Annotated in this window: 17 protein-coding genes; 7 read left to right on the top strand and 10 right to left on the bottom strand. The window is 61.2% G+C overall.

What is annotated here, in order from left to right:
• Window positions 1-374, top strand: a 374-nt coding sequence (locus tag RWT78_RS05465) for an HNH endonuclease signature motif containing protein (RefSeq protein ID WP_314674481.1), incomplete at its 5' end; no start/stop codon positions are given.
• Window positions 375-468: 94 nt separating this feature from the next.
• Here RWT78_RS05465 and RWT78_RS05460 read toward each other — a convergent pair.
• Window positions 469-1,431, bottom strand: coding sequence for a sensor domain-containing diguanylate cyclase (locus tag RWT78_RS05460; protein WP_314674479.1), 963 nt, complete (start codon window positions 1,429-1,431; stop codon window positions 469-471).
• A 174-nt stretch (window positions 1,432-1,605) separates the two neighbouring features.
• Here RWT78_RS05460 and RWT78_RS05455 point away from each other — a divergent pair, with 174 nt between their 5' ends.
• On the top strand, window positions 1,606-2,874 hold the full coding sequence (locus RWT78_RS05455) for a VWA domain-containing protein (RefSeq protein WP_314674478.1): 1,269 nt from the start codon (window positions 1,606-1,608) through the stop codon (window positions 2,872-2,874).
• A 1-nt stretch (window position 2,875) separates the two neighbouring features.
• Here RWT78_RS05455 and RWT78_RS05450 read toward each other — a convergent pair whose 3' ends face one another.
• From RWT78_RS05450 to RWT78_RS05435, 4 genes are all read right to left on the bottom strand, one after another.
• Window positions 2,876-3,967 carry an alpha/beta fold hydrolase gene (locus RWT78_RS05450; protein WP_314674476.1) on the bottom strand — a complete coding sequence of 364 codons (1,092 nt, stop codon included), beginning with the start codon at window positions 3,965-3,967 and terminating at the stop codon, window positions 2,876-2,878.
• A gap of 170 nt (window positions 3,968-4,137) precedes the next feature.
• Window positions 4,138-4,764: a superoxide dismutase gene (locus RWT78_RS05445; protein ID WP_030535220.1), complete on the bottom strand. Its 627-nt coding sequence runs from the start codon at window positions 4,762-4,764 to the stop codon at window positions 4,138-4,140.
• Window positions 4,757-5,329, bottom strand: a complete 573-nt coding sequence (locus RWT78_RS05440) for a flavin reductase family protein (RefSeq protein WP_042451450.1) — start codon at window positions 5,327-5,329, stop codon at window positions 4,757-4,759. Before RWT78_RS05440 ends, RWT78_RS05445 begins: the two co-directional genes overlap by 8 nt.
• A gap of 105 nt (window positions 5,330-5,434) precedes the next feature.
• The gene (locus tag RWT78_RS05435) at window positions 5,435-6,280 is read right to left on the bottom strand and encodes an LLM class F420-dependent oxidoreductase (RefSeq protein WP_314674472.1); all 846 of its coding nucleotides are present in this window, start codon (window positions 6,278-6,280) and stop codon (window positions 5,435-5,437) included.
• 88 nt (window positions 6,281-6,368) lie between these two features.
• Here RWT78_RS05435 and RWT78_RS05430 point away from each other — a divergent pair, with 88 nt between their 5' ends.
• The 5 genes from RWT78_RS05430 to RWT78_RS05410 all read left to right on the top strand — a co-directional run bounded on the left by RWT78_RS05430 (window position 6,369) and on the right by RWT78_RS05410 (window position 10,629).
• Complete coding sequence (locus RWT78_RS05430; RefSeq protein WP_314674469.1) at window positions 6,369-7,310, top strand: class I SAM-dependent methyltransferase; 942 nt, start codon at window positions 6,369-6,371, stop codon at window positions 7,308-7,310.
• Window positions 7,311-7,554: 244 nt separating this feature from the next.
• On the top strand, window positions 7,555-8,412 hold the full coding sequence (locus RWT78_RS05425) for an ABC transporter permease (RefSeq protein WP_314674466.1): 858 nt from the start codon (window positions 7,555-7,557) through the stop codon (window positions 8,410-8,412).
• Complete coding sequence (locus tag RWT78_RS05420; RefSeq protein WP_314674464.1) at window positions 8,409-9,509, top strand: aliphatic sulfonate ABC transporter substrate-binding protein; 1,101 nt, start codon at window positions 8,409-8,411, stop codon at window positions 9,507-9,509. The genes RWT78_RS05425 and RWT78_RS05420 overlap by 4 nt, the downstream gene beginning before the upstream one ends.
• Entirely contained in the window at window positions 9,493-10,320 is an 828-nt protein-coding gene (locus RWT78_RS05415; RefSeq protein ID WP_314674463.1) for an ABC transporter ATP-binding protein, read from the top strand. Before RWT78_RS05420 ends, RWT78_RS05415 begins: the two co-directional genes overlap by 17 nt.
• A gap of 81 nt (window positions 10,321-10,401) precedes the next feature.
• On the top strand, window positions 10,402-10,629 hold the full coding sequence (locus RWT78_RS05410) for a hypothetical protein (protein WP_007733785.1): 228 nt from the start codon (window positions 10,402-10,404) through the stop codon (window positions 10,627-10,629).
• 40 nt (window positions 10,630-10,669) lie between these two features.
• On the opposite strand, the gene RWT78_RS05405 is transcribed toward RWT78_RS05410, so the two are convergent.
• The 5 genes from RWT78_RS05405 to RWT78_RS05385 all read right to left on the bottom strand — a co-directional run bounded on the left by RWT78_RS05405 (window position 10,670) and on the right by RWT78_RS05385 (window position 14,313).
• A complete protein-coding gene (locus RWT78_RS05405) occupies window positions 10,670-10,858 on the bottom strand; it encodes a helix-turn-helix transcriptional regulator (protein ID WP_003940277.1) in 189 nt (62 codons plus the stop codon).
• Window positions 10,858-11,277 carry a hypothetical protein gene (locus tag RWT78_RS05400; protein WP_030535224.1) on the bottom strand — a complete coding sequence of 140 codons (420 nt, stop codon included), beginning with the start codon at window positions 11,275-11,277 and terminating at the stop codon, window positions 10,858-10,860. The genes RWT78_RS05405 and RWT78_RS05400 overlap by 1 nt, the downstream gene beginning before the upstream one ends.
• Window positions 11,278-11,367: 90 nt before the next feature.
• The gene (locus RWT78_RS05395) at window positions 11,368-11,886 is read right to left on the bottom strand and encodes an N-acetyltransferase (protein ID WP_314674486.1); all 519 of its coding nucleotides are present in this window, start codon (window positions 11,884-11,886) and stop codon (window positions 11,368-11,370) included.
• A 19-nt stretch (window positions 11,887-11,905) separates the two neighbouring features.
• Window positions 11,906-12,784 (bottom strand): SDR family oxidoreductase, encoded by an 879-nt coding sequence (locus RWT78_RS05390; RefSeq protein ID WP_007733788.1) that lies wholly within the window; start codon window positions 12,782-12,784, stop codon window positions 11,906-11,908.
• On the bottom strand, window positions 12,781-14,313 hold the full coding sequence (locus RWT78_RS05385; protein WP_054187715.1) for an NAD(P)/FAD-dependent oxidoreductase: 1,533 nt from the start codon (window positions 14,311-14,313) through the stop codon (window positions 12,781-12,783). Before RWT78_RS05385 ends, RWT78_RS05390 begins: the two co-directional genes overlap by 4 nt.
• Window positions 14,314-14,323 lie beyond the last annotated feature (10 nt).

Below are 14,323 nucleotides of genomic sequence, written 5' to 3'. Positions count from 1 at the left end.
GCTTCCTCTCCACCGTCCTGCTCGACGATCACGGCGCACCGCTCGATGCGAAACCAGGAAAGAGGTTGGTCAACGCCGAACAACGCGTCGCGTTGATCGCCCGAGACAAGGGCTGCGCGTTCCCCGGCTGCACGTGTGTGCCCGCGTGGACTGATGCGCACCATATCCGGCACTGGGCGAACGGTGGCCCGACGGTGATGAACAACCTGGTCCTGCTGTGCCGTTCACATCACCGGCTGATGCACCGCAAATCCGGGTTCGTCGGGAAATGGGAAATCCGGATCGGGGTCGACAATAAACCCTGGTTCATCCCGCCGCCCTCGATCGACCCCGGACAGCAACCCAGGCCGGCGAACACCACCTTCAAAACGTGATGGTTCGAACCTCCTCGGCGACAACAGAACACGGCCCGGGCACCGCATCGAAGGAGACCTCGATGCGGTGCCAACAGGCCGTGGGGGAGGCTAATCAGCGCTTCGAACGCTTGTGGCGGTACATCTCCGCATCGGCCGTATCCCAAGTCTCGGAAAGGCTTTGGGTCATGGAAAAGTCGGCTCGACCGATCGAACAACAGACGTCGGCATTCCGGAACGCCTTCTCCAAACACTCGACCAGGAAGTCGACGGCGCGCGGCTGTGTATCGGGCAGAGCGATTCCGAACTCGTCTCCGCCCAACCGTGAAACCACCGCACCAGGGTGCGCGCACGCTGCCAAGATCTTGCCGGCCCTTTGAACGTATTCGTCGCCCGCGGCGTGGCCGAGTTCGTCGTTGATGGTCTTCATGCCGTCCAGATCGACGATGATGATAGCTCCCGGATCGGCGAATTGGCGGTACCGAGTTTGCTCGGCCTCGAGGATGCGATTCCACCCGCGCCGATTGAGAAGACCGGTCAACGGGTCGGTCTCGGCATCGAGTTGCGCAGTTTCGGCCAGTCGGACTGACTGCGCGCGCTGATAGTCGACATCGAGAATGGTTCCGAGAAGTCGGCACAGGAGATTGAGGAGGGCCAGGTTGTCCTCGAGTGCGGAGTCGCCCGTACTCGGGTCGGCGCCACACAGAGTGCCGAAGAGACTGCCGTCGTTGTGGAGGATTGGGATGCTGACGTATGCACCAATGCCTTCCCACCTGCCATCTCGGGAAAGTGCGCGCACGAGCGCGCGATTCGATGAGACTGGCGGCGCATTTCCGAGTACCACCTCGCTGCACATGGTGTTTGGCCAAGCCCGGGTCTCGCCGACTTCGATGTGAAGTGGGTTGGGTGAGACGGTGAGAAAGATTTGATTGGACCCGTCGAACCGCGTGATCGACCACAGTGCCAGCGGAAGATATTCGTCGAGGTAGGACACGACCGAGCGACTTGCGTCGTCGAAATTCGTCAGAGGTGGCAAGAGTGGCAACATCGGGATGGTGCGCGCCTGGCCGTGCGGCATTTTTGACCTCCTGATCGACCCTAGGATTCTGTCGATGTTCAGGCTCTTGGTCCCGCGTGCGACAAATCTTCCACGAACAGTCTGCCTCGAGAATCCTCGCGATTGCTGAAAGTGTGCTGTGATTCTTCCGACCGCGGGGCCGTGGATTCTTTGGTGGCCAGCTAATCTTCCGGTATGGAGCTGGCGCGTGGAGCGAACACAGTCGTTGAGGGAACTTCGCTGAAGGTGGCGGTGAACGGTAGCGCCCCGGGCACGGTAGACCTGATGGTGTTCCAGCTCGACGAACGGAACAAAGTACGGGACGACGCAGATTTTGTCTTCTTCAATCAGCCGGTCTCACCCGAAGGCGCGGTGCGCTTGGAGTCCGGCGGCGTCATCGAAATCGACATTGCGAGGTTGCCCGCTGACATCCATCAGCTGAGTGTTGCCGTGGCACTTGATGCGGCGGCAAACGGAACCCTGTCTGCTGTCGGGGGTCTTGGTGTCGTGGTGGAGCAGGTTGGTTCCCCCGCCATCGTGGCTCAGGCTTTGGGGTTGACGAGTGAGAGGGCAGCGGTTCTCGTTGAGATCTATCGCCGCGGCGCGGGCTGGAAGCTGCGAAACGTGTCAGCTGGCTGGGACAGCGGATTGGCGGACCTGGTAACAGCATTCGGAGTGTCGGTCGACGAGGAACCGCCGGCTCGACCCGCCGGCTCTGCTGAAACGACAGACGGCATTCGGACCGTGCCCGACGAAGCCAAACTCTCCATGGTGAAGCGGGAGAAGCTGGACCTCCGAAAGCGCGAAGTGGCGAAGGTCCTGCTGACCAAGGGTGGCAACGGAATTCGGGCACGGGTGGTCCTGGTGATCGACAAAACCGGAAGTATGGCTAAGCAGTACCGCACCAGAGTGGTGCATCGTGTGGTCGAACGCATGATTCCCGTTGCGATCCAACTCGATGACGACGGCAAGCTGGAGCCGTACTTGTATGCAGTCAGCTTCGTCAAACTCCCCGAGATCTCTGTCCATGACGCGGAAGAGTGGTCGGATACCTACCTGCACTTGCGCGGCTCGCACGGCGGATTCAACTACGACAAGATCGGCGCCGCAAATCGTGAAGTGCCGATCATGACTGAGATTCTTTCCGGCCTGACACGTGGTTCGGCGCCGACGCTCGTCCTGTTCTTCACCGACGGTGGCTTCAGCGAGCGCAAGGAAATCACGAAATTGATGCGCGAAGCGTCTGGGCTCCCGGCCTTTTGGCAGTTCGTCGGAATCGGCAAGGCCAACTACGGAGTGCTGGAGAAGCTCGACGACCTCGACGGCAGGGTGGTCGACAATGCCGGCTTCTTCGCGCTGGACGACATCGACACCGTCGACGACGCCCAGTTGTACACCCGTTTGCTGAGTGAATTCCCGGATTGGCACAAGGCAGCTGTGGCCGCGGGCATCACGACGCCGTGATTTAGCTGGTCGAAACCAACTGCGGTGCATTCTCTTTCAAGAATTCGTCGATGTGCGCCCAGGTGGAGTCTCTCGCGGTGGGGCCGGCAACGAGCCCGAGGTGACTTCCCGGCGCCTTCTCGAACCGGACCGACGGCGCGCCGGTGAGGACCGACGTGATTGCTTCCACCGAAGCGATGGGTGCAATCACGTCAGTGGTGCCGCCGATCGCGAGAACGGGAACGCTCAGAGCTGACAGTTTGATCTCGCGTCCGGCAAGCGTGACGGCGTCGTTGTAGAGATTGTTGCCGAGCATGAGTTGTTCGCAGATCTGCTGAAATGCCTTGCCCGGGTATCCAGGCATGGCTGCCATGAACTTGTCTATCGATTCCATGCGAGCCAGGGTCTCGGTGTTGTGAAGATTGCGGACGATGAACCATGGCTTGAGGACTTCACGCTGCAACGCCGTCACCTTGTAACTCGCCTGAACGAGTGGAGCAGGTAGTCCGCCGACAAGATTGGTCGCGGAGGTGAGCGGGGTGTCGCCCGTGTATTTGCCGATCAGCCTCAACGGGCTGATAGCGGGAATCTTCGTGTAATCGATTGGCGTTCCGATTGCCGTGATCGATGCGATCGGCAGGTCGGAGTGAGCGGAGCCCGTGAGCAGAGACATGGTCCCGCCGAGGCTCCACCCGATCAGCGAAACCGGTGCGCCGTCGTGTAGATCCGAGATCGTACGGATCGCTTCGGGGATGATGTCGTCGACCCAGGCCTCGAAACCCATCCCGCGGTCGGAGTACCGCATGGTCCCGTAGTCGAGGAGGTAGGGCGTGTTCGCCCCATCCAGTAGGTGCGCGGCGAGGCTTTGGCCTGCACGAAGGTCGTAGCAGTCGGCTGAAACCGCGAGGGGCGGTACGAGGAGAACCGGACTACCTCTTGGCGTCCACAATGCGCCGAAGCGATACAGATCGCGGTGTGGACCTTTGCTGATCAGTACGGACGGGGTGCGTTCGGTCTTCTCGACACCGTCGCCGAACGAGAGTCCCCATGCATTGCGTGCTGCGGTGTCCAGCGTCGGACGCCACGTCGCGATCAAACCACTGATATCGAGCACTGGTTCCCCTCGGAGTCGAATCGGCGGACGGCCGAGTCAGCCGCGCTCGGTGTATGTTACCTGCCTTCACATACATCGACTTCGTGGGTGCAGAAACCCAGCTCGGCAACGGAGCCACCGTGCCGAGCTGGGGTGATCGGGGTGAAGCGGCAGTGATCAGGTGGGGACGATCAGGCGGGGACGATCAAGCCCGTCGCCGCCGTGGCCGTTGCGTAACGCTGTGCAACGTCTTCCCAGTTGATGACGTTCCAGTAGGCCTTCACGTAGTCGGCCTTGACGTTCTTGTACTGCAGGTAGAAAGCGTGCTCCCACATGTCGAGCATGAGCAACGGAACGATACCGATGCTGATGTTGCCTTGCTGGTCGGTGAGCTGCTCGATGACCAGGCGCTGCCCGACCGTGTCGTAGGCCAGTACCGCCCAGCCGGACCCCTGCAAAGTGGTTGCTACAGCGGAGAAGTGGTTGACGAATGCGTCGAAGGTGCCGAAGTGCTCGTCGATTGCGGCTGCCAACTCGCCCTCTGGCCGCTCACCGCCGTTGGGGGAGAGGTTCTTCCAGAAGATGGAGTGATTGGTGTGGCCGCCGAGGTGGAAGGCGAGGTTCTTGCTGAGCAGCGGCGCCTTCGCGGTGATCGTGCCGTCTTCGCGCGCAGCAGCCAACTGCTCGATTGCGCTGTTGGCGCCCGCCACGTACGTGGCGTGGTGCTTGCTGTGGTGCAGTTCCATGATCTCGCCGGAGATGTGCGGTTCGAGAGCGGCGTAGTCGTAATCCAGTTCGGGGAGAACGTATTCAGTCATGTGACATGCCTTCCTTTGAGGAAATGTTGTGAGTCGAGAGATTTCGATAGGTTCGATTGTGATAGACGAGCGGCGCTGACATGTGCTGCGGATCGATGACGTCGACGACGCGTGCAGTGACGATCACTGCGGCGCCACATGTAGTGGCATTCAAGGGAACCGCACGCAGGGCGTGGCCTGTCCCATGTAGGAACGGTTCACCCGTCGAGAGAAACGACCAGGGCATATCGTCTCCGAAGCGCACAGCGCCGCGGGTTGCGAACGTGGAAGCCAGTCGTTCGTTCGCCGAATTTGCCAGGTGAACAACAAAACTGCGGGCGGAAGCGATGACGCTCGCAGAGCCTCGCAACGACTGCAGTGAAAACGCCAGAACTGCAGGATCGGCGCTGATCGAGATCACCGACGATGACGTGATGCCGGCCGGGCCGTCATCGCCCGTTGCGGTGATGATCGAGACGCCGGCGGGATGGTTCCGGAACGCCTCGACGAAGGAGTTTCGGATGGACGGCTCCGCATCAACAGAGTCGTCCGAAACAGATTGGGTGCCAACCAGTTTTGTGGTCACTCCTCGCCCCTCTTCTGTCTCGGGTTTTGCTGCCGTTGCACTGTCTTGTGCAATACCGACGTTAAAACCTCGAGTGCAGTTGAGGTCAAGATGCTGTGGCGGACCTCACCGTCCGAGCTTGGCTGCCAGACGTTCCATGTATCCGACAACCTCGTCGGGGCTCTTGTCCGGAGTGCCGAACATTGCTTCGGTGACACCGATGTCTTCCCAGTGGGCGAGCTTCTCCGAATCGGGTTTGCCTGCCAGGACGGTTATTTCAGGCTCGCCGACTCTACCTGCTTCGGCCCAGATCTTTCGGAGCAGTTCCACGTTTCCGTCGATCTTCTGCTCGATGGGTGTGGTGATCCACCCGTCGGCAGACTTTGCGATCCACTTGAAAGTCTTCTCGTTGCCGCCGCCGCCCAACAAGATGGGAGGACGGGGCTTCTGAACGGGCTTGGGCCACGCCCAGCTGGGTCCGTACTTCACGAATTGGCCGTCGTACGACGCTTCTTCCTTCGACCACAGTTCGCCCATGGCTTCGAGATACTCGCGGAGAGCGGTCCGGCGTTTGTTGGGCGGTACGCCGTGGTCGGCGAGTTCCTCTGCATTCCAGCCGAATCCGACGCCGAAGACCACGCGTCCGCCGGAAAGATGGTCCAGCGATGCGATGGTTTTCGCGAGAGTGATCGGATCGTGTTCGAGGGGGAGGGCCACGGAGGTGCCCAATCGGATGGTGTTCGTGACCGACGCGGCGGTGCCGAGGGCAACCCAGGGGTCGAGTGTGCGCATGTAACGGTCGTCGGGCAATTCGGCCGACTGGGTTCCGGGGTGATCGGAATCCCTCGAGACGGGGATGTGAGTGTGCTCCGGAACGTAAAAGGCGTCGAATCCATTCGCCTCCGCAGCCTTTGCTGCATCGGCAGGGCGGATGCCGCGATCACTGGTGAACAGGCTGAGTCCGTAGCGCACTGGTTCTCCTTCGATGGTCCGTCGAAAAACTGTAACCTGTTGCATCTTCGTTCGGATAGGTTTCCAGCCCAGTAAATCGATTGCCGACGTGACCGGGGACGTGGTGAACTCGGGCGGACTTGTTGTGGGTCGAGAAGTGGATGCAGTAGAGGTGGATGCAGTAGAGGTGGATGCAGTAGTGATGGATGCAGCGGAGATGAATCGGTTGTCGTGGAATGCGGCGACCGTCGCTCACAACAGTCACAAAGGAGACCAGGCACAGTTCTTTCGCAACGGCGGGTCGACCTTGTATCCGGAAGAACTGGCGCTGCTCGGCGAGATCGACGGCTCCTCGATTCTTCATCTGCAGTGCAATTCCGGTCAGGATTCGTTGAGTTTGGCCGCTCTCGGTGCCGCGGTGACCGGCGTCGACATCGCGGATTCCGCGATCGACTTCGCCCGAACCTTGTCCGCGGAATCCGATATTGCCGCCGATTTCGAGCGTGCCGATGTATCTGCGTGGCTCCGCGCTGCTGCCGCTGGCCAGAGAAAGTTCGACCGAGTCTTTTCTTCGTACGGAACGGTGATCTGGTTACCCGATCTCGACGAGTGGGCCGAGGGGATTGCCGGTGTTCTGGCGCCGAACGGTCGATTCGTTCTGGTGGAGTTTCATCCGTTTGCCATGTGTTTCGACGAGAAGTGGTCGCTGACATACCCGTACGGAGGCGGGACTCCCGTGACCGAACCCCGTGGCGTGGGCGACTACGTGGCAGATTCGGCCGATCTCATCTTGCCAGGCGCTGAGGGAAACGGAGTCGAGAACTTCGAAAATCCTTTCCCCTCATGTGAATTCAACTGGTCCATTTCCGAGGTGCTAGGAACTTTGCGGCGGGCCGGATTGACGCTCGAGTCTTTCGACGAGTACCCGTACGCCAACGGTTGGCAAGGATTCGAGGAGATGGCTGAACTCGGCGGCAAGCGTTGGGGAGTCCCGGCCGGACGACCCGAGATACCGCTCATGTATTCGCTGTCGGTTCGCTTGGCCGACTGACGCCTATTTCCCCCGCATTTGCGGGTAATTGCAGACACAGGTAGTAATTACCCCCATGCCCTCGACGCCACTGACACGACGCATCGCCGTCGACCTGTGCCGTCTTGGTGCCAACTGCTGTTGCTGTTGATTCCTTCCGACTCTCCTGAGTGAGAATGGCGCCGCTCCGTGCGCCTTCGCCCCTGCATATGCGCCCGTTGCTGCATGTGTGCCGGAATTTTCCGTACGTCGAGGAAGAACAGCGATGTCGACTCCTGTCGAAGCAATAGAACAAACATCAGTCACGGAACCGAACCGTGAGCCGCGTCGGCCGTGGACTTCGAGTGCGACCACTGTCGGACTGCCGGTGCTTTCCGTGATCGCATTCTTGGCCCTGTGGCAGGTCGCTGCCGCGAGCGGCACCTGGAGTGAGACCTTCGTGCCGTTCCCGAGCACGGTCTGGCATGCCTTCGTCAACACGATGACCACGCACGACGGAGTGCGCGGCTACCAGGGCTACCTGCTCTGGGAGCACCTCTACATGACGCTGCGACGGGTGCTGGTCGGTGTGATCATCGGCGTCGGATTGGGCGTGATCCTCGGTTTGGCCATGGGATCGGTGACATGGCTGCGGAGCCTGCTCGAACCGTGGTTGACGTTCCTGCGCGCACTGCCGCCCCTGGCGTACTTCTTCCTGCTGGTGATCTGGCTGGGAATCGACGAGGCGCCGAAGATTACATTGCTGGCGCTCGCTGCTCTTCCGCCGGCAGCGGTGGCCACCACAGCTGCTGTGGTCGCGGCGCCGGTCGGACTGGTCGAAGCGGCCAGGGCCCTGGGAGCCTCACGGGCGCAAGTGATCCGGGACGTCGTCGTCCCGTCGGCCTTACCGGAAACTTTCACGGGCATTCGGCTGTCGGTAGGTATGGCGTACTCGTCGGTGGTCGCGGCCGAACTGTTCAACGGCATCCCCGGAATCGGCGGAATGGTCAAGGATGCAAGCAATTACAACAACACACCGGTCGTGCTGGTGGGGATCTTTGCCATCGGATTCTCCGGCCTGATCATCGACGGACTGCTGCGGGCTGCAGAGCGCCGCGCCGTTCCCTGGAGGGGAAAAGTATGACTGACAATTTGAAACACGCCAGCAGCAATCTGAAGCGCAGCAGTAATTCGACGCGCAATGAAGGAAGGGCTGCCCGGACGGCGTTCACGGTGCTGATCGGCGTCCTTGCCCTTGTTCTCGGTGCGTGCTCGGTGGATCATTCGGGCCAGGATTCGTCCAAGGAAACGATCCGTATCGCTTACCAGTCGTTCCCGAGCGGCGACTTGATAGTCAAGAACAATCGCTGGCTTGAAGACGCACTGCCCGAGTACAACGTGAAGTGGACGAAGTTCGATTCGGGAGCCGACATCAACACCGCCTTCATCGCCGGAGAAATCGACTTCGGCGCAATCGGTTCGAGCCCGGTTGCTCGTGGCCTCTCGGCACCGCTGAACATTCCGTACCAGGTTGCGTTTGTTCTCGACGTGGCCGGCGACAACGAAGCCCTGGTGGCGCGCAACGCAACCGGAATCAAGACCGTCGCAGATCTGCGTGGCAAGAAAGTGGCCACGGCATTCGCCTCGACCGCGCACTACAGTCTGCTGGCAGCACTGAACCAGGCCGGACTCAGTGCCGACGACGTCCAGTTGGTGGATCTCCAGCCGCAAGCATCCCTCGCAGCCTGGCAGCGCGGTGACATCGATGCCGTCTACACCTGGCTGCCCACGCTCGACGAACTCCGTAAGGACGGAACACAGTTGATCGCCAGCCGTGAGCTCGCGACAGCAGGAAAGCCGACACTCGATCTTGGTGTGGTGTCGACTGCGTTTGCCAAGGATCACCCCGAGATCGTCGACACCTGGCGCCAGGTTCAGGCCCGCGCGCTCACGACGATCGCCACTGATCCGAACGCGGCAGCGGAAGCTGTTGCCGCACAATTAGGCGCCTCGAAGGAAGACGCGGCAGCGCAGTTGAAACAGGGTGTGTTCCTCACTCCGGAGCAGATCTCCTCGCCGGAATGGTTGGGCACCGAGGGCGCTCCCGGGAATCTGGCAGTGAACCTGCAGAGTGCAGCGCAATTCCTGGCCGAGCAGAAGCAGATCGACAGTGTGCCTGATCTGGCGGTCTTTCAGAATGCTCTCTATGTGAAGGGGCTTCCCGATGTCCTTGACCAGTAGCGTGACCGCACAGCAGGCCTCGGGAGGATTCGCCCCCGACCGCCCGGGCGCGATCCGAATCGACACCGTCTCGCACAGGTACGGCCACGGTCGAGAGTCCGTCACGGCACTCGGGCCCGTATCGATCGACGTCACACCTGGTGAGTTTCTGGTTCTCGTCGGAGCGTCGGGTTGCGGCAAGAGCACATTGCTGCGGCTGATCGCGGGTTTCGAAAATCCTTCCAGTGGAACGGTTCAGGTCTCCGGATCCGACCCGATTCCCGGGTCGAGTGCGGGAGTGGTGTTTCAGCAGCCACGGCTCTTTCCGTGGAAATCGGTGGGCGGCAACATCGATCTGGCACTCAAATACGCCGGCGTTGCAAAGAGCGAGCGCGGGCGAAGGCGCGACGAGCTTCTCGACCGCGTCGGTCTGGTCGGCACTGCGGACCGGCGTATCTGGGAAATCTCCGGCGGGCAGCAGCAGCGGGTGGCAATTGCTCGTGCCTTGGCGGCCGAAACGTCGTTGCTCCTGTTGGACGAACCCTTTGCCGCGCTGGACGCCCTCACTCGCGAGCGTCTGCAGGAGGACCTGCGCAGTGTCAGTGCCGAATCGGGGCGAACAAGTGTCTTCGTCACTCACAGTGCCGACGAGGCGGCCTTTCTCGGCTCCCGCGTCGTAGTTCTGACAAGCCGGCCGGGCAAGGTCGCGCTCGACCTGAAAATCGATCTGCCACGAACCGGCGTCGATCCCGACGATCTCCGAGGCTCACCCGAATACGCGGCATTCCGAGCCGAAGTCGGCCATGCGGTCAAGGTTGCAGCTGCAGCGTAGGTACCCTGCGCGTCGACTACCAGGTGGCCGCGTCGATAATGGGAAGGAGAACGTGCAGGACACGACGAACAAGGAGTGGTCATGGCAACTGAGGTGGAGTCCGGTGACCTCGTGCAGGCAGCCGGCCATGCGGGTCCGTGGACGGTAGTCGAAGTTCGCCAGGGGATGGCGCTGCTCGAACACAGTGACGGGCACAGGTTGTCGCGTCGAACGACGACGTTGACCGTCGTCCGCAAGGGCTCGGGCAAGAAGGCAACGGCCGTCGAAGACGGGAACGACGAAAACGGATCGCCAACTCTGTTCGACTGAAACCGCAGCTCGACTGATCTTCCGTCAGTTCGAGACGGCGTCAGCTGGAGAAAATGTCGTCTACGCGTTTGTCGAAGTATTCGGCGATTCGGAACGCCAGTGACAGACGTGGGTCGAAGTGACCCTTCTCGATCGAGATGACGGTCTGGCGTGTGATGCCGAGCGCGTCGGCGCACGCTTGCTGTGACAATCCGGCTGCCGTACGAAGTTCTTGAAGGTTGTTGCGCATCAGATCTCGTCAGATCTCGAATGTGGGGTGCGGTCCCTCGACACTGCCCAGTACCGGATTCCGAAGTCGGCCAGCCCGAGGGCTGTAAACATTACGAGCGGCAGTTCGGGAGCGCCGAAGACATTGTGCGCGATCAGCGCGATCCCCATGGCAGTGATCAAGTCGGTGAACGCGCCGAAGCCGGCCTTGCGACTCCATTCTGTTTCGACGGTGTCCTCGGGGTAGGCGGGGGCCTTGTCGTTCTCCGATGGAAAAAGGGCCCACGCCGACCCGATACAAGCCGGTGCCATGACGATTGCGAAGACGATGAAGGCCAACGTCTTCCGATCATCGGCGGTCAATGCTGCGAAAAAGCTGAAGGCCAGCGTTGCTGCGACGCCGATACCGATGATCAGGCTCCACCGTGCCGTGGTGCTCATGAAGCCTCCCAGATGTAAGAGTTCTTTGACATGCCTGAGCGTAGGTCTACGTGCGCTGAATGTCAAAGAACTCTTACATCGCGCTGAGGGTCAAGCGACCCCGAAAGGCGCTGCGTATGAAAACTTCCCCGTCTGATCGGGGCGGTGCGTGGTGAGGGTCCTGATCTGAAAGTGCTCGCCCCACTCGGCTTCCGGAGACTCGATCCCGGCGTCCGTGCTGGTGACGAACCCGAACTGCGGGTAGTACTCGGTGCTGCCCAGGAGGGCGAGCAGTGGCACGTCCAGAGCGTCGGACGCACCGATCACCGCGTGCATCAACGCCGAACCGACGCCGCTGCGTTGGTTGTCCGGTGTGACTGCCAACGGGCCGAGGCCAACCGCCTCAACGGGACCGACCCATCCGCGTGTTCCGATCACGAAACCAACGATCTCATCACCGGCGATGGCGACAAGGGACAACTTCGGTAAGTAGTCGTTCGAGGCGAAGAGCTGACGTGTCAGTTCGATCTCGTGGGGAGACTCGCCGGGCGGCGCTTGGTCGGCAAACGCCGCCCCGAGCAGTGAATAGATTGCGTCACGGTCGGAAGAAGTTTCGCGGCGGATGTACATGGCCACGAAACTACCCGCTTCATCTCCGATCGTGCTCCTCGTTTTCGGCCTGACGTGCCACTCGCTTTTCGTAATCCGCACGCCCGTTCGGATCTACCGATGTCAGCGCGCGGCGATCGTCGATCACCCGGCGTCCGATGTTGATCATCCATTCGGGTACTACAGCGTCGATGAGGTCCCAGCCCGCAAGGTAACGCGGAACAGTAGTTTCGGCTCGCCGGTGCGCGACCGTGTCGACGACAGCTTTGGCCACGACCTCGGGTTCAACCGTCGGCATGCCCTTTCCGAGTGGCACACCGGAGGAGAGCCCGGTGCGCACCGCGCTGGGCAGGATGGCGCTGACGCTGACTCCGGAATCTGCGAATTCGACACGAGCAGAGGCGGAAAGGCCCACCGCACCGAACTTGCTTGCGTTGTACACGGCCATTCCTGGCACCGGTAGCTTGCCTGCCATGGATGCGATGTTGACGACGTGGCCGCGTCGCCGATCCACCATGCCGGGCAGCACGGTGCGCATCCCGTGAATCGGGCCCCAGACATTGACGTCGAGGGTTACTCGACTGGTGGCGTCGGACTCGTCGAGGAAGCTGCCGAGCGGCATCACGCCCGCATTGTTGACCAGAATGTCGATGTGACCGAATTCGCCGATCACTGTGGAGACGAACACATCCCAGGATTCGCGTGAGGTGACGTCCAGAGCGTACCCGCGGGCCCGTGCGCCGATGGATGCGGCGGTGTCGACGGCCGTCTCCTCGTCGAGGTCGCCGACGCAGACGAGTGCGCCGCGAGCTGCGAACAACTCCGCTGTGGCCCGGCCGATTCCGCGGCCACCTCCGGAGATGACGACGACTGCTCCGTCGAGATCGATCGGCGGGTAGGTGGTGCCGAAAAGGCTCATGTGGTGTACTCCGGTTCGGGGGTGGTGGTGGGCTCAGCGGGGGTGTCGTCTGACGCAGGGTTGTCGGACAGCGTGTGGTTGTAGGCGTATGGATCGAAGGCCCGTAGCCGCCGACGCATGGCTCCTGACGACCACGGCCAGTTGAAGCTGTTGCGGCCGTTGACGTCGAAGAAATAGCTTTCGCAACCACCAGCGTTGTAGACCGTTGTACCCAATGCCTCCTGAACTTGAGAGTTGAAGGCTGCCTGTACTTCCGGGCGCACGTCGATGGTTTTCCAGCCGTGCCGACGAGCGTGGCCGATCGCCTGTGCCACATAGTTCAGTTGGGCTTCCAGAATCATGAAGGCCGACGTGTGTCCGGTGCCGAGGCTCGGGCCCAGCAGAATGAACGCGTTGGGGAATCCGCTGACGGCGGAACCGAAGTACGCCCGCGGGCTTCCCTGCCAATGATCGTCGAGTGATCGACCTTCTCCGTCGAATACCTTTGATGCAATGGGCATGTCGAGGATGTGGAAGCCCGTTCCGAAGATGATCGCGTCCACTTCCGATTCCACTCCGTCGGCTCCGATCACGGTGTTGCCGTGGATCTCTTCGACTGCGTTGGCGTGGACGGTCACGTTGGGTCTGCCGAGGGCCGGGTAGTACGAGTTCGACATGAGTAGTCGCTTGCAACCGAGGGTGTAGTCGGGAGTCAGCGCCTTGCGTAGCTTCGGATCGCGCACCTGCAAGCGCAATTGGGCCGACCCGAGTTTCTGCACGATACGCAGGATCCACGGATTGCGGAACCCCAATCCAAGCGCTTCCATGATTCCGTATTCGATGCTGCGTAGAGCCTTGTGCGCTCCCGGTACGAATCGCATGACGGACCTTTCGATCCGCGGTACGTAGTGATCGGGTTTGGGAAGGACCCATTGAGCGGTGCGTTGGTAAAGGTGAAGGGCGGACACGTCGGAGACGATGCGCGGCACGAATTGGACTGCGGAAGCGCCGGTACCTACGACGGCGACGCGCTTTCCGGTCAAGTCGTAGTCGTGATTCCACTGCGAGGAATGAAACACCTCGCCCTCGAACGTTTCCAGCCCGGGAATCGCCGGCGTCAGGGGTTCGTTCCACGGGCCGGCGGCGGCTATCACGAAACGAGCAGTGAGTTCACCGCTGGAAGTTGTGATCTTCCAGAGTGATTGCGATGCGTCCCACTGTGCGGAGAGCATTTCGACCCCGAAGCGAACGTGCTTGTCGACACCGTGGCGGACGGCCGTGTCCTCGATGTACTCGCGGATCTCCGGCTGCTCCGCGAACAGTCGGGTCCAATCCGGATTGGCGGCAAAGGAATACGAGTACAGGCCGGACGGAACGTCGCAGGCACAACCGGGATAGGTGTTGGCGCGCCAGGTGCCGCCGAGGGAGTCAGCTTTCTCGAGCAGGACGAAATTGTCGATCCCGAGGCGCTGCAGGTGAATTGCGGCACCGATCCCGGAGATCCCGCCACCGATGATCACGACCTCGAAGTGGTCAGTTCTGTTGTTCACTGAGTCTGCG

This window comes from uncultured Rhodococcus sp., assembly GCF_963525155.1.
Taxonomy (GTDB): domain Bacteria; phylum Actinomycetota; class Actinomycetes; order Mycobacteriales; family Mycobacteriaceae; genus Rhodococcus_F; species Rhodococcus_F qingshengii.
The sequence above is the reverse complement of the archived record's forward strand: the minus strand, read 5'-3'. Positions and strand labels throughout refer to the sequence as shown.

Bases quoted from the DNA above. Each gene is read 5' to 3' on its own strand.
- RWT78_RS05460 (WP_314674479.1), bottom strand. From the start codon at position 1,431: ATGCCGCACGGCCAGGCGCGCACCATCCCGATGTTGCCACTCTTGCCA.
- RWT78_RS05455 (WP_314674478.1), top strand. From the start codon at position 1,606: ATGGAGCTGGCGCGTGGAGCGAACACAGTCGTTGAGGGAACTTCGCTG.
- RWT78_RS05445 (WP_030535220.1), bottom strand. From the start codon at position 4,764: ATGACTGAATACGTTCTCCCCGAACTGGATTACGACTACGCCGCTCTC.
- RWT78_RS05425 (WP_314674466.1), top strand. From the start codon at position 7,555: ATGTCGACTCCTGTCGAAGCAATAGAACAAACATCAGTCACGGAACCG.
- RWT78_RS05420 (WP_314674464.1), top strand. From the start codon at position 8,409: ATGACTGACAATTTGAAACACGCCAGCAGCAATCTGAAGCGCAGCAGT.
- RWT78_RS05415 (WP_314674463.1), top strand. From the start codon at position 9,493: ATGTCCTTGACCAGTAGCGTGACCGCACAGCAGGCCTCGGGAGGATTC.
- RWT78_RS05410 (WP_007733785.1), top strand. From the start codon at position 10,402: ATGGCAACTGAGGTGGAGTCCGGTGACCTCGTGCAGGCAGCCGGCCAT.
- RWT78_RS05405 (WP_003940277.1), bottom strand. From the start codon at position 10,858: ATGCGCAACAACCTTCAAGAACTTCGTACGGCAGCCGGATTGTCACAG.
- RWT78_RS05400 (WP_030535224.1), bottom strand. From the start codon at position 11,277: ATGAGCACCACGGCACGGTGGAGCCTGATCATCGGTATCGGCGTCGCA.
- RWT78_RS05395 (WP_314674486.1), bottom strand. From the start codon at position 11,886: ATGTACATCCGCCGCGAAACTTCTTCCGACCGTGACGCAATCTATTCA.
- RWT78_RS05390 (WP_007733788.1), bottom strand. From the start codon at position 12,784: ATGAGCCTTTTCGGCACCACCTACCCGCCGATCGATCTCGACGGAGCA.